Source organism: Sphingomonas sp. dw_22 (assembly GCF_018449795.1).
In the GTDB taxonomy this organism is placed as follows: Bacteria; Pseudomonadota; Alphaproteobacteria; order Sphingomonadales; family Sphingomonadaceae; genus Sphingomonas.
In genome coordinates, this window is record NZ_JAAVVE010000020.1 from 61,707 (window position 1) to 74,331 (window position 12,625).

At 67.6% G+C, this 12,625-nt stretch carries 13 protein-coding genes and 1 pseudogene; 8 read left to right on the forward strand and 6 right to left on the reverse strand.

Translation table 11 applies throughout. The features are described from left to right. The first annotated feature begins 5 nt into the window (after nucleotides 1-5). The 7 genes from gnd to HB724_RS11040 all read left to right on the forward strand — a co-directional run bounded on the left by gnd (nucleotide 6) and on the right by HB724_RS11040 (nucleotide 6,296). Nucleotides 6-983, forward strand: a complete 978-nt coding sequence (gene gnd / locus HB724_RS11010; RefSeq protein ID WP_213980980.1) for a phosphogluconate dehydrogenase (NAD(+)-dependent, decarboxylating) — start codon at nucleotides 6-8, stop codon at nucleotides 981-983. Then, nucleotides 980-2,410: a glucose-6-phosphate dehydrogenase gene (gene zwf / locus HB724_RS11015; protein ID WP_213980981.1), complete on the forward strand. Its 1,431-nt coding sequence runs from the start codon at nucleotides 980-982 to the stop codon at nucleotides 2,408-2,410. The genes gnd and zwf overlap by 4 nt, the downstream gene beginning before the upstream one ends. Continuing rightward, nucleotides 2,407-3,216, forward strand: a complete 810-nt coding sequence (locus tag HB724_RS11020) for a Cof-type HAD-IIB family hydrolase (protein WP_213980982.1) — start codon at nucleotides 2,407-2,409, stop codon at nucleotides 3,214-3,216. Before zwf ends, HB724_RS11020 begins: the two co-directional genes overlap by 4 nt. Nucleotide 3,217: 1 nt before the next feature. After that, the gene (locus HB724_RS11025) at nucleotides 3,218-3,961 is read left to right on the forward strand and encodes an HAD-IIB family hydrolase (RefSeq protein ID WP_213980983.1); all 744 of its coding nucleotides are present in this window, start codon (nucleotides 3,218-3,220) and stop codon (nucleotides 3,959-3,961) included. Between the two features lie 72 nt (nucleotides 3,962-4,033). Continuing rightward, nucleotides 4,034-5,050, forward strand: a complete 1,017-nt coding sequence (locus HB724_RS11030; RefSeq protein WP_213980984.1) for an adenosine deaminase — start codon at nucleotides 4,034-4,036, stop codon at nucleotides 5,048-5,050. After that, entirely contained in the window at nucleotides 5,047-5,568 is a 522-nt protein-coding gene (locus HB724_RS11035; protein ID WP_213980985.1) for a phosphoribosyltransferase domain-containing protein, read from the forward strand. Before HB724_RS11030 ends, HB724_RS11035 begins: the two co-directional genes overlap by 4 nt. Nucleotides 5,569-5,699: 131 nt before the next feature. Next, nucleotides 5,700-6,296, forward strand: coding sequence for a hypothetical protein (locus HB724_RS11040; protein ID WP_213980986.1), 597 nt, complete (start codon nucleotides 5,700-5,702; stop codon nucleotides 6,294-6,296). 123 nt (nucleotides 6,297-6,419) lie between these two features. Here HB724_RS11040 and secA read toward each other — a convergent pair whose 3' ends face one another. The 3 genes from secA to HB724_RS11055 all read right to left on the reverse strand — a co-directional run bounded on the left by secA (nucleotide 6,420) and on the right by HB724_RS11055 (nucleotide 9,960). Continuing rightward, entirely contained in the window at nucleotides 6,420-9,161 is a 2,742-nt protein-coding gene (secA, locus tag HB724_RS11045; protein ID WP_213980987.1) for a preprotein translocase subunit SecA, read from the reverse strand. Nucleotides 9,162-9,285: 124 nt separating this feature from the next. After that, on the reverse strand, nucleotides 9,286-9,543 hold the full coding sequence (locus HB724_RS11050; RefSeq protein ID WP_213980988.1) for a hypothetical protein: 258 nt from the start codon (nucleotides 9,541-9,543) through the stop codon (nucleotides 9,286-9,288). 96 nt (nucleotides 9,544-9,639) lie between these two features. Next, nucleotides 9,640-9,960: a hypothetical protein gene (locus HB724_RS11055; protein WP_213980989.1), complete on the reverse strand. Its 321-nt coding sequence runs from the start codon at nucleotides 9,958-9,960 to the stop codon at nucleotides 9,640-9,642. A gap of 130 nt (nucleotides 9,961-10,090) precedes the next feature. Here HB724_RS11055 and argJ point away from each other — a divergent pair, with 130 nt between their 5' ends. After that, nucleotides 10,091-11,314, forward strand: a complete 1,224-nt coding sequence (gene argJ, locus HB724_RS11060; protein WP_256731457.1) for a bifunctional glutamate N-acetyltransferase/amino-acid acetyltransferase ArgJ — start codon at nucleotides 10,091-10,093, stop codon at nucleotides 11,312-11,314. Here argJ and HB724_RS11065 read toward each other — a convergent pair. The 3 genes and pseudogenes from HB724_RS11065 to HB724_RS11075 form a co-directional block, all read right to left on the reverse strand. After that, nucleotides 11,292-11,552 (reverse strand): hypothetical protein, encoded by a 261-nt coding sequence (locus HB724_RS11065; RefSeq protein WP_213980991.1) that lies wholly within the window; start codon nucleotides 11,550-11,552, stop codon nucleotides 11,292-11,294. The genes argJ and HB724_RS11065 overlap by 23 nt on opposite strands. Before the next feature lie 81 nt (nucleotides 11,553-11,633). Next, nucleotides 11,634-11,954: a thioredoxin gene (gene trxA / locus HB724_RS11070; protein ID WP_213980992.1), complete on the reverse strand. Its 321-nt coding sequence runs from the start codon at nucleotides 11,952-11,954 to the stop codon at nucleotides 11,634-11,636. Nucleotides 11,955-12,008: 54 nt separating this feature from the next. Further along, a pseudogene (locus HB724_RS11075) lies at nucleotides 12,009-12,467 on the reverse strand (PD-(D/E)XK nuclease family protein); the annotation flags it as partial. Between the last annotated feature and the right edge of the window lie 158 nt (nucleotides 12,468-12,625).

Below are 12,625 nucleotides of genomic sequence, written 5' to 3' on the forward strand. Positions count from 1 at the left end.
ATAGCATGCGTCTAGCGATGATCGGCCTCGGCCGGATGGGTGCCAATATCGCCCGCCGGCTGATGCTCGGCCAACATGAGATCGTCGCCTTCGATCGCGATCCCGCGGCGATCGCAGCCCTGGTCGAGGACGGCGCGGCCGCCGCCGCATCGCTGGAGGACATCGTCGCGAAGCTCGCCGCGCCGCGCATCTTCTGGGTGATGCTGCCTGCGGGCGCGCCGACCGAGGACACGGTCAACCGCCTGATGGAGCTGTCCGATCCCGGCGACATCATCATCGACGGCGGCAACAGCTTCTACAAGGACGACGTCCGCCGTGCCGCCGCCGCGCGGGAAAGGCAGTTCCATTATGTCGACGTCGGCACGTCCGGCGGCGTCTGGGGGCTGGAGCGCGGCTATTGCATGATGATCGGCGGCGACAAGGAGACGGTCGACCTGCTCGATCCGATCTTCGACACGCTGGCGCCGGGCTATGGCTCGATCGTCCGCACCCAGGGACGCAACGCGCCCGACGATCGCGCCGAGCGCGGCTATATCCATGCCGGGCCGACCGGCGCGGGCCATTTCGTCAAGATGGTCCATAACGGCATCGAATACGGGCTGATGCAGGCCTATGCCGAGGGCTTCGACATCCTGAAGGGCAAGGCGTCCGAGAAGGTGCCGCCCGAGGAGCGGTTCGAGATCGACCTGCCCGACGTCGCCGAAGTGTGGCGCCGCGGCAGCGTCATCTCGTCCTGGCTGCTCGATCTCTGCGCGATCGGCCTCGCCAAGGATCCCGCGCTCGAACAATTCACCGGCCATGTCTCCGATTCCGGCGAAGGCCAGTGGACGATCGACGCGGCGATGGAGGAGGCGGTGCCCGCCTATGTCCTGTCGGCGGCGCTGTTCGCGCGCTATCGCAGCCGGGTAGATCACACCTTCGGCGACAAGCTGCTCTCCGCGATGCGCTTCGGCTTCGGAGGCCATGTCGAGATGCCGCAGTGAGCACGGCCCCGGCGGCACCGTCCGCCACATTCGTCATCTTCGGCGCGCTCGGCGATCTCACGCGGCGATTGCTGGTGCCGGCGCTCGTCAACCTTGCCCGCTCCAGCCTGCTCGATCCGGATACCGAGCTGCTCGGGATCAGCCACCATGACGGCGACGACGAGCATCTCCGGGAGGAGCTCGACGATTTCGTCAAGGACGACGCCTGCTGGCAGCGGGTGCGGCCGCACGTCCGCTATCTCAAGGGCGACTTCACCGACGCCGCCACCTTCGCGGCGCTGAAGAAGCACGTGAAGGGCAACGCCATCTTCTATCTCGCGACCGCGCCGGGTTTCTTCGGGTCCATCGTCGAACGGCTGGGCGATGCCGGGCTGCTCGATCAGGCCGACGGCTTCCGCCGCGTCGTGATCGAGAAGCCATTCGGCACCGATCTCGCCTCCGCGCGGGCGCTTAACGCGCAGATCCTCGCCAGGGCCTCCGAAGATCAAATCTACCGGATCGACCATTTCCTGGGCAAGGAGACGGTGCAGAACATCATGGTCACGCGCTTCGGCAACACCATGCTCGAGGCCGTCTGGAACAACCGCTATGTCGACCATGTCCAGATCACCGCGGCCGAGGCCGTCACTATCGGCAGCCGCGGCAAGTTCTACGACGCCACCGGCGCGCTGCGCGACATGGTGCCCAACCACCTGTTCCAGCTCCTGGCGATGATCGGGATGGAGCCGCCGATCAGCTTCGACGCCGAGGCGATCCGTACCGAGAAAGGCAAGGTCATCGCGGCGATCACGCCGATCGATCCGGCCGAGGCGATCCGCGGCCGCTATGCCGCCGGCACCGTCGCCGGCAAGCCGGTGCCTGCCTATCGCGACGAGCCCGATGTCGATCCCGCCAGCCGGACCGAGACCTTCGCCGCGCTCAAGGTGCATGTGGAGACCTGGCGCTGGTCCGGCGTGCCCTTCTATCTGCGCACCGGCAAGGCGCTGGCCGCGCGCGACACCGAGATCGTCATCCAGTTCAAGGAGGTGCCGCTCGCCCTGTTCCGCGAGACGGTGGTCGATCGCCTGCCGCCCGATCGCCTCGTGCTGCAGATCCAGCCGGACGAGGGCATCAGCCTGGAATTCGTCGTCAAGCGGCCCGGGCCCGTGGTCAACACCGCGCCCGTCACCATGGACTTCCGCTACGAGGACCATTTCGAGATCGGCCATCAGAACGGCTACGAGACCCTGCTCTACGATGTCCTGACCGGCGACCAGACCTTGTTCCAGCGCGCCGACCAGATCGAAGGCGGCTGGCGCGCGGTGCAGCCGCTCCTCGACATGTGGGAGCAGGGCACGCCGGAGGAATATCCGGCGGGCAGCGCCGGGCCGGAGAGCGCCGACGCACTGATGCACCGTGCCCATCGGCGCTGGCATCACCTCGGATGACTCCGCCGATCCGCCTGCTGGTCTCCGATATCGACGGAACCCTGGTCCGCAACGACAAGAGCCTGTCCGAAGGCGTGGTCGCCGCCGCCGCGCGCGTCCGCGAGGCGGGGATCATGATGAGCCTCATCAGCGCCCGGCCGCCCTGCGGCATGTTGTGGATCGCCGAGAGTCTCGGCCTGGAGGGGCCGATCGGGGCGTTCAACGGCGGCACCATCGTCATGCCGGACGGGCTGGTTCTGTCCGCCGAGCGCCTCGCACCCGCCACCGCCGCCCGCGCCCTCGCGCTTCTCGGCCGGCCCGGCGTCACGCCCTGGCTGTTCGCCAGGGGCAGATGGTATGCCCGCGACCGCGACAATCCCAACCTCCCGCGCGAACGGCGCGCGGCGAACCTCGAACCCATCTTCGACGCGGACTTCGCGCCCCTGCTGGAACATGTCGACAAGCTGGTGGGCGTCAGCGACGATCATGCCCTGCTCGCGATGATCGAGGCCGAGACCCGGGCCGCGCTGGGCGAGAGCGCCAATGTGGCGCGCTCCCAGCCCTATTATCTCGACATCACCGCCCCGCGCGCCAACAAGGGCGACGGCGTCGCCGCGCTCGCCACCGCCTATGGCGTGCCGCTGTCGGCGGTCGCCGTGCTCGGCGACCAGCGCAACGACCTGCCGATGTTCAAGCGGGCGGCCTTGTCGGTGGCGATGGGCCAGGCGCCCGAAGCGGTCCGCGCCGCGGCGACCCATGTCGCCCGCTCGAACGAGGAGGATGGCGTCGCCGACGCCATCGCCCGCTTCATCCTGCCGGCCGCTTGAGATGAAGCGCCTGATCGCATTCGACCTCGACGGCACGCTCGCCGAAAGCAAGCAGCCCATCGGCGAGCCGATGGCGGCCTTGCTCGGGCAGCTGCTGGCCGTCGCGAACGTCGCGGTGATCTCGGGCGGCGACTGGCCGCAGTTCGAGACGCAGGTCGTCTCCCGCCTGCCCGCCGACGCCGATCTCGCCAATCTGTTCATCCTGCCGACCACCGGCACCAAGCTCTACCGGTTCGAGGGCGCATGGCGGCGGGCCTATGCCGATGATTTCTCGCCGGAGGAAAGCACCGCCATCCGCACGGCGCTCGACCGGGCTTCGCGGGAGCAGGGCTTGTACGAGGACAGGAGCTGGGGCGAACGCATCGAGGATCGCGGCAGCCAGATCACCTTTTCCGGCCTCGGCCAGCAGGCGCCGCTCGACGCGAAGAAGGCATGGGATCCCGATTTCGCCAAGCGCAAGCGGCTCCAGGCGGCGCTGCAGGCGCAACTGCCCGATCTCTCGATCAATATCGGCGGCTCGACCTCGATCGACATCACCCGCAAGGGCGTCGACAAGGCCTATGGCATGCGGCGCCTGATCGAGAGCTCCGGCATCGCGGCCGACGCGATCCTGTTCCTCGGCGACGCCGTCTATCCGGGCGGAAACGACTTTCCCGTGGCGCAGTTCGGCATCGACACGATCGCGGTGCGGGACGTGGCCGAAACGATGCACATCGTCGCGGCGATCATCGCCTGCCTGAAATAGGCCCTGCCGGACAGGGCGCGAGGCCCATGCTCCCGCTTGCGCGTCTCCCCCGCCCCTGCGATGCTCATGCCCATGAGCGACCTCGACGCCTTCATCGCCGGACTGCCCAAGGCCGAGCTCCATCTGCATATCGAGGGCAGCCTCGAGCCCGAGCAGATGTTCGAATTCGCCCGGCGCAACAATGTCGCGATCCCCTTCGCCTCGGTCGAGGAGGTGCGCGCGGCCTATGATTTCTCGAACCTCCAGGATTTCCTCGACATCTATTATGCCGGCGCCGACGTGCTGCGCACCGAGGAGGATTTCCGCGACCTCGCCCTCGCCTATTTCGATCGCGCGGCGGCCGACGGCGTCGTCCATGCCGAGATCTTCTTCGATCCCCAGACGCACACGCATCGCGGCATCCCCTTCGGCGTCGCCGCCAACGGCCTGCTCGCCGGCATGGCCGAGGCCGAGGCGAAGCACGGCCTCACTTCCAGGCTGATCCTCTGCTTCCTCCGCCACCTCGACGAGGAGGACGCATTCAAGACGCTCGGCCAGGCCCAGCCCTGGCTCGACCGGATCGAGGGCGTCGGGCTCGATTCGTCCGAAGTCGGCCATCCGCCCGCCAAGTTCGCGCGCGTCTTCGCCGCTGCCGCCGCGATGGGGCTCAAGCGCGTCGCCCATGCCGGCGAGGAAGGGCCGCCCGAATATGTCCATGAAGCGCTCGACCTGCTCCAGGTCGACCGGCTCGATCACGGCAATCGCAGCCTGGAGGATCCGCAGCTCGTCGCCCGGCTCGCGCGATCGGGCATGACGCTCACGGTCTGCCCGCTGTCGAACCTCAAGCTCTGCGTCGTCGAGTCGATGGACGCGCATCCGATCGACCGGATGCTGGCATCGGGCCTGCGCGCGACGATCAACTCGGACGATCCGGCCTATTTCGGCGGCTATGTCGCCGACAATTATCGCGCCGCCGCGCAGGGCCGCGCGCTGGATCGCCGCGATCTCGTCACGCTGGCGCGCAACTCGTTCCTCGGCTCGTTCCTGCCCGACGATGCCGTGGCGGCGCACCTCGCCCGGCTCGACGCCTATGTGGCGGCCAATCGATGAGCGGAATCGTCTTCACTCCCTTTCCCCACGAAGCGATGGTCGAGGGCATCCACGCCATTGCCGCTGCCATGGAGGCGGACGATTGGCGGCCTTCGCTGCTGGTCGGCATCGGCCGCGGCGGGCTCACCCCGGCCGTGTTCCTCTCGCACCGCATGGGGCTGCCCCTGGTCTCGATCGACCATTCGACCCGCATCGCCCAGTTCGGCGAGGAGCTGGTCGCGGTGCTCGCCGAACGCACCCGCGCGGGCGACCGGCTGCTGTTCGTCGAGGACATCAACGACAGCGGCCGCACGATCGGCGAGATCCGCGGCGCGCTCGCCGATCGGGGCGCGATGGCGGAGCAGGTCCGCTTCGCCGTGCTGCTCGACAATATCCGCTCCAGCCAGACGGTGGACTATCGCTTCCGCACGCTCGACCGCGCGACCCAGAAGGACTGGTTCGTCTTCCCCTGGGAAGCGATGGCCCCACGCGAAACGCTCGCTGAAGAGGCCATCGAAGTTCCCGAGCGGCTGGCATGAGCCGCCTTTCGTTCAGCCGCCGTCAATCGCGATTGTGCCACAGTTCACCGCGTCCTAACGCGGACCCGATACCCAGGCGCGCGCGTTCGTCTCGCAACAGGCAATATCGAACTCTAAGTATTGGAGGAACAATGCTGAAAAACAGCTCCACACGCCGGCGGGTCGCCGCGTTGAGCCTCGCGGTGGCGGGCGGGCTCACGCTCGCTTCGTGCATGACCGCGACGCCCTATCAGCCCGCGACCGGTTCCAGCGCCGCCACGCGCGCCGGCTATTCGGACACGCAGATCGAGAGCAACCGCTTCCGGGTGAGTTTCTCGGGCAACACTCTGACCTCGCGCGAGACGGTCGAGCGCTATCTGCTCTATCGCTCCGCCGAGCTCACCGTGCAGAACGGCTTCGACTATTTCGTCCTGTCGGACCGCGACACCGAGAAGAAGAGCGAGACCTATCGCACGCCCGGCGTCGGCTATGGCGGCCCCTGGGGCTATTGGGGTCCGACGTGGCGCTATTATCGCCCGCGCTGGGGCTGGCGGAGCTATGATCCCTTCTTCGACGATCCCTTCTGGAACGCCCGCGACTGGGATTATCGCACGGTCAACAGCTATGAGGCTTCGGCCGAGATCGTCACCGGCAAGGGCCCCAAGCCCACCGACAATCTCCGCGCCTTCGACGCGCACGAGGTGCTGAGCCGCCTCGGGCCGAAGATCGAGATGCCGAAGACGAAGTAAAACCGCGAACCTCTCCCCTCCCGCTTGCGGGAGGGGTCGGGGGAGGGCCTGTCCGGCATCGAAACGCCGCGCGGTGAGCCCCTCCCCTCCCCTAGCCCCTCCCGCAAGCGGGAGGGGAATTCCTTACGCCACCGCGCCGTGGCAATGCTTGTACTTGCGCCCCGATCCGCACGGGCACGGCGCATTGCGGCTCACCAGCCCTTCCCACTGCGCCGGATCGGTCCCGAAATCGTCGCCGGCCGGCTGCGGGATGCCGAGCTGCGGCAGCCGCGTCGTCACCAGCCCCATCGATCCGCCGTCCCAGTCCGCGCTGTCGTCGTCGCCGGTCAGCGGGTCGATATGCGTGGTCAGGAAGTCGGGCAGCTCGGGAAGCTCCGGCGCCGCCTGCATGCGGAACTGCGCGAAGCCCAGGGTGCGGGTCACGTCCTCGCGGATATTCCCCAGCATCCGCTCGAACATCGCGAACGCTTCGTGCTTGTACTCATTGATCGGCGTCTTCTGGGCATAGGCGCGCAGGTGCACCACCTGGCGCAGCGCATCGAGCATCGCGAGATGCTCCTTCCAGTGATGGTCGAGATTCTGGAGCAGGATCGACTTCTCGATCTGCGTCCAGGTCTCGGGATCGAGATCCGCCGCCTTGGCCGTCACCAGCGCGTCGGCCGCCTCGCGGATGCGCTCCTCGACCATTTCCGGCCCGATCGCCTCCTCGCTCTTGATCCACTCGTCGACCGGCGCCTCGACGTTCAGGATCGTCGCGACCTTCTCCTTCAGTCCCTCGACGTCCCACTGCTCGGGATAGCTATTGGGCGGGCACGCCTCGCCGACGATCGCGTTGACCGTCTCGGCGCGCATGTCGGTCACGACTTCGCCCACGGTCTCGGCGTCCATGATGTCGGCGCGCTGCTCGTAGATCACCTTGCGCTGGTCGTTCATCACGTCGTCATATTCGACGACCTGCTTGCGGATGTCGTAGTTGCGCGCCTCGACCTTCTTCTGCGCGGTCTCGATCGCCTTGGACAGCCACTTGCTGCCGATCGCCTCGCCGTCCTCGATGTTCGAGCGCATCATGCGGGCGAACAGCGTGTTCGAGCCGAAGATGCGCAGCAGGTCGTCGTCGAGCGACAGATAGAAGCGGCTCAGGCCCGGATCGCCCTGGCGGCCCGAACGGCCGCGCAGCTGGTTGTCGATGCGGCGGCTCTCATGGCGCTCGGTGCCGAGCACGAACAGGCCGCCGGCCGCGATCACCGCGTCCTTTTCGGTCTGTACCTCACGCTTGATATTCTCGATCGCCGCGTCGCGCTCCGGCCCCTCGGGCATGTCGCGCAGCTCGTCATTGACGCGGAACTCGACATTGCCGCCGAGCTGGATGTCGGTGCCGCGGCCCGCCATGTTGGTCGAGACGGTGACGACGCCCAGCCGCCCGGCCTGCGCCACGATATGCGCCTCGCTCTCGTGGAAGCGGGCGTTCAGCACCTCGTGCTTGACGCCTTCCTTGTGGAGAAATTCGGAAAGCAGCTCGGACTTCTCGATCGAGACGGTGCCGACCAGCACCGGCTGGCCCTTGGCCGAATGCGCCTTGATCTTCTTGGCGATCGCCGCGAACTTCTCCTCGGTCGTCTTGTAGAATTCGTCCTCCTCATCGACGCGCTGCACCGGCAGGTTGGTCGGGATGGTGACGACGTTCATCTTGTAGATGTCGTAGAATTCGGCGGCCTCGGTCGCCGCGGTGCCGGTCATGCCGCCCAGCTTGGGGTACATGCGGAAATAATTCTGGAAGGTGATCGAGGCGAGCGTCTGGTTCTCCGGCTCGATCTGAACGCCTTCCTTGGCCTCCACCGCCTGGTGCAGGCCCTCGGACCAGCGGCGCCCGTCCATCATGCGGCCGGTGAACTCGTCGATGATGACGACCTTGCCGTCCTTGACGATATAGTCGGTGTCCAGCTTGAACATCACGTTCGCGCGCAGCGCCTGGTTCAGGTGGTGGACCACCTGGGTATTCTCGAAATCATAGAGGTTGGCGCCGACCAGCAGGCCCGCGTCCTCGAGCATCCGCTCGACCGTCTCGGTGCCGTCCTCGGTGAGGACGACGGTGCGCTGCTTCTCGTCCTTCTCATAGGTGGACGGATCGAGCTTCTTCACCACCGCGTCGACGCCCATATAGAGCTCGCTGCGGTCGTCGGTGGGGCCGGAGATGATGAGCGGGGTGCGCGCCTCGTCGATCAGGATCGAATCCACTTCGTCCACGATCGCGAAGTTGAACGGCCGCTGCGTCATCGATGCGCGGTCATACTTCATGTTGTCGCGCAGATAGTCGAAGCCGAACTCGTTGTTCGTGCCATAGGTGATGTCCGAGCCATAGGCGTCGCGGCGCTGCTGGTCGGTCAGGTTGGGCACGATCACGCCCACGCTGAGGCCCAGGAAGCGATAGACCCGGCCCATCCACTCGGCGTCGCGCGAGGCGAGATAGTCGTTGACGGTGACGACATGGACGCCGTCCCCCGGCAGCGCGTTCAGATAGGTGGCAAGCGTCGCGACCAGCGTCTTGCCCTCGCCCGTGCGCATCTCGGCGATCTCGCCGCGATGGAGGACGATGCCGCCGATCATCTGCACGTCGTAATGCCGCTGGCCGAGCACGCGCTTCGCCGCCTCGCGCACCGTGGCGAACGCCTCGGGCAGCAGATTGTCGAGCTTCTCGCCGTTCGCAAGCTGCTCGCGGAACCTGGCCGTCTGGCCCTGGAGCTGCTCGTCGCTCATCGCGGAGATGGCGGGTTCGAAGCCGTTGATCTTGGCGACGATGCCGCCGAGCGACTTCACATAGCGTTCGTTGGAGGAGCCGAAGAGAGTCTTGGCAAGGCCGCCGAGCATGGGATTTCCTGTCGTATTGGATGTGGTCGGACGAGCGCGGCATGCTGCGCCGGCGCCCAATGGCAGCGCCGCCCGGGGGCGGCACGCGAAACGAGAAAGACCCGCGTTCAGCGGGCCATGCGCATCACTCGCGCCGCTGCTCGAAGGCGAGGCGGAGGGAGGAAATCGGCGCCGCCGCGATATGCGTGCGGACCAATGCCGGGATGCCGTGGACGAGCGATGCCGCCACTATGCCGGTCACGCGCCGGGCGGGCTGCACCGCCGCCTGCGCGGCCTGGGCCGCCTGCACCACCGCCACGCCCTGCACGGGCCGCCCGGTCCGGTCGCCCGAGGCGCCGGTCAGGCTGGCAAGCAGCGCAGTAAGGAGAAGCAGCAGTTCCAAGCGAATCTCTATGCGTGACACGTCAACGCCGCCGGCAAGGCGAGCGCTGCGAGCGACATAGTGATTGCCGCGCGGTTCGTCCAATCGAAACCTTGGTTATTGTGCGGGCGGCGCGGCGGGAGCGAACGTCACCGCCATGCTGATGGGCTCCGGCGCCTTCTTTTTCTTGACCGGCAGCTTCACCTGCGCCTGCGCCTGCTGGCAGGCGACCTTGTCGATCCCGGCGCTGCCGCTCGATTGCTCGACGGCGCAGGTCGCGACCGTTCCCGTATCGGCGAACTCCAGATGGACCACCGGCGCCTGCTTGTAGCCGGCCGGCAGCTTCTGCACCTCCACGGTCAGGCCCATGGCCTTGCCACCGGCACCGGCGGCGTTCTGCGTCAGCAGGAGAGCGAGGGGGAGCAGCGTGGCGAACATGCGAGTCTTGCCTTTCGGTGGCCGATATGGGGAGCACTCTTTAGCCGCGCCCATGCCGGTGTCCACCAAGCCGCCCCGCATTTGCGGCGGATAGATTGCACGACGCAGCGAGCCTAGTATGGGGCTGCATATGGAACGCTCCCCCCTCGCCCCCGCCGCTTTTCCCACCCTGCCCGCCATCCCCGGCGTCACGCTCCGCGTCGCCCGCGCGCGCTACAAGGCGTGGGATCGCTGCGACCTGACCTTCGCCACACTCGATCCGGGTACGGCGGTGGCGGGCGTGCTCACCCGGAGCAGATGCCCCTCGCCCGAGGTCGAATGGTGCCGCAAGGCGCTGGTGCTCGGCCAGGCACGCGCGCTGGTGGTCAATGCCGGCAATTCCAACGCCTTCACCGGCAATCGCGGCCGCGCCGCGGTCGAGGCGATCGCGGCGCGCGCCGCCGGCCATCTCGGCTGCGAACCCTCGGACATATTCGTCGCATCGACCGGCGTGATCGGCGTGCCGCTGCCGATCGACAGGGCCGAGGCCGGCCTCGACGCCGCCTTCACCGCCGAACCCTGCAGTTGGGAAGACGCGGCAGCGACGATCATGACCACCGACACCTTCGCCAAGGCGGCGGTGACGCAGGCAGTGGTCGATGGCCGCACGGTCAACCTCGTCGGCATCATCAAGGGCTCGGGCATGATCGCGCCCGATATGGCGACGATGCTCGGCTTCATCTTCACCGATGCCGCGGCTGCACCCGAATTTCTGCAATCGGCGCTAAGTGCTGCCAACGGCAGGACATTCTCCTGCATCACCGTCGATGGCGACACTTCGACCAGCGACACGATCCTGGCCTTCGCCACCGGCAAGGCCGGCAACGCCCCGCTCACGGGCGACGACGATGCCGGCGCCGACGCCTTCCGCGCCGCGCTCGCCGATCTCTGCCACCAGCTCGCGCTGCTCGTCGTCCGTGACGGCGAAGGCGCGCAGAAGCTGATCGAGATCCAGGTCGAGGGCGCCGAGAGCGACCGCAGCGCGCATCGCATCGCCATGTCGATCGCCAATTCGCCGCTGGTGAAGACCGCGATCGCCGGCGAGGACGCCAATTGGGGCCGCGTCGTCATGGCGGTCGGCAAGGCCGGCGAGCCGGCGGAGCGCGACAGGCTCGCGATCCGCTTCGGCACCACCCAGGTCGCACGCGACGGGCTGGCGGTGAATGGCTATGACGAAGCACCCGTCGCCGCGCACCTGAAGGGCCGCGAGATCGAGATCGGCGTCGATCTGGGCCTGGGCGAAGGCCGCGCCACGGTCTGGACCTGCGACCTGACCCATGGATACATCTCGATCAACGCCGATTACCGGAGCTGACGATGCCGGGCGGCCGATACAGCCCGGAACGGCTTGCAATGTAGGATTTCAGGGCCGATCGAAGGAACGGCTCTTTCTCATCGTCGAGGTCTTCGAAAAGCGCGAAATCCGGGAAGGAAGATTTTTCGACATAGCGGGTGTCAACCGTGTCAACCGGCCGCGCTCGGAAATCCGCGGAACCCACGGATTTCAGACGATTTTCACCTGCAACCGCACGGCTGAACGAATCAACGTCCAACCCGAGGCTCGAAGGATGTGAAAACGGGGAGCACCGGCGCGGGACCGAATATCGATCCCCGCCAGGCCCTCGCCAGTCGGATCAGAGCTCGCGCTGGATCCACTGCTTGATGGCGCTCTTGGGCAGCGCGCCGACCTGGGTCGCCGCCTGCTGGCCGTTCTTGAACAGGATCATCGTCGGGATGCCGCGCACGCCATACTTGGTCGGCGCATCGGGATTCTCGTCGATGTCGAGCTTCACGATCTGCACCTGCTCGCCCAGTTCCTCGGCCAGCTCCTCGAGCGCCGGCGCGATCATCCGGCACGGGCCGCACCACTCCGCCCAGAAATCGACGAGCACGGGCTTGTCGGACTGGAGGACATCGGTGTCGAAGCTGGCGTCGGTGGTCGGCTTGGTGGCCATGGGGAAATCTCCTGAAGCGGTTGGACGCCAATCTAAGTACGCCGTGCCTCCCACTCAAGCGCGCAGAGGCAAGCTTTGCTCCGAAGGGGTGAAGCCCGGCTTGTGCGCGGCGAGCAGTGCGGGCGGCAACAGGTGCAGCACCGGCCCGGCGGCATAGAGCAAGGCCGCCTCCACCCGCCGCCCGGGAAAGATCACTTCCAGCGCCGCGACATAGGCCGCCATCTGCCGCAAATGATAAGGCGGAATGTCCTCCAGCGCCGCGGGCGCGCGCCGCCCCGTCTTGAAGTCGATCACGCGGACATGATCGTCGCGCACCACCAGCCGGTCGACCGTGCCCGACACGACCAGCCCGCCCGCCACCACGGCGGCGATCGGCGCCTCGGCCAGCGAATCCACCCCGAACAGCTCGGCGAAGCGCGGATTGCCGGTGACCGCCAGCGCCGCCTGCACGAGCTCGGCCCGGAGCGATGCGTCCGCGACGCCCCCCGCCCCCGCCAGCCAGCGTTCCCCCGCCCCTGCGCGCCGCCCCGCCCCCACCCCCGCCAACCCCCCGAACAGCCCAGCCCGCAAACATCCCCGCCGCCCCGCGGCCCCCCCCCCCCGGCGCCGCGGCGGCCGCGCGCCCGACCCCCCCCCCCCGCGCACGGCCCCGCGCGGCCGCCCGGCCGGGC

What these genes read in the sequence shown, in the direction of transcription:
- gnd (WP_213980980.1), top strand. Translation starts at nt 6, where the DNA reads ATGCGTCTAGCGATGATCGGCCTCGGCCGGATGGGTGCCAATATCGCC.
- HB724_RS11055 (WP_213980989.1), bottom strand. Translation starts at nt 9,960, where the DNA reads ATGTTCGCCACGCTGCTCCCCCTCGCTCTCCTGCTGACGCAGAACGCC.
- HB724_RS11020 (WP_213980982.1), top strand. Translation starts at nt 2,407, where the DNA reads ATGACTCCGCCGATCCGCCTGCTGGTCTCCGATATCGACGGAACCCTG.
- trxA (WP_213980992.1), bottom strand. Translation starts at nt 11,954, where the DNA reads ATGGCCACCAAGCCGACCACCGACGCCAGCTTCGACACCGATGTCCTC.
- secA (WP_213980987.1), bottom strand. Translation starts at nt 9,161, where the DNA reads ATGCTCGGCGGCCTTGCCAAGACTCTCTTCGGCTCCTCCAACGAACGC.
- HB724_RS11030 (WP_213980984.1), top strand. Translation starts at nt 4,034, where the DNA reads ATGAGCGACCTCGACGCCTTCATCGCCGGACTGCCCAAGGCCGAGCTC.
- argJ (WP_256731457.1), top strand. Translation starts at nt 10,091, where the DNA reads ATGGAACGCTCCCCCCTCGCCCCCGCCGCTTTTCCCACCCTGCCCGCC.
- HB724_RS11035 (WP_213980985.1), top strand. Translation starts at nt 5,047, where the DNA reads ATGAGCGGAATCGTCTTCACTCCCTTTCCCCACGAAGCGATGGTCGAG.
- HB724_RS11040 (WP_213980986.1), top strand. Translation starts at nt 5,700, where the DNA reads ATGCTGAAAAACAGCTCCACACGCCGGCGGGTCGCCGCGTTGAGCCTC.
- HB724_RS11025 (WP_213980983.1), top strand. Translation starts at nt 3,218, where the DNA reads ATGAAGCGCCTGATCGCATTCGACCTCGACGGCACGCTCGCCGAAAGC.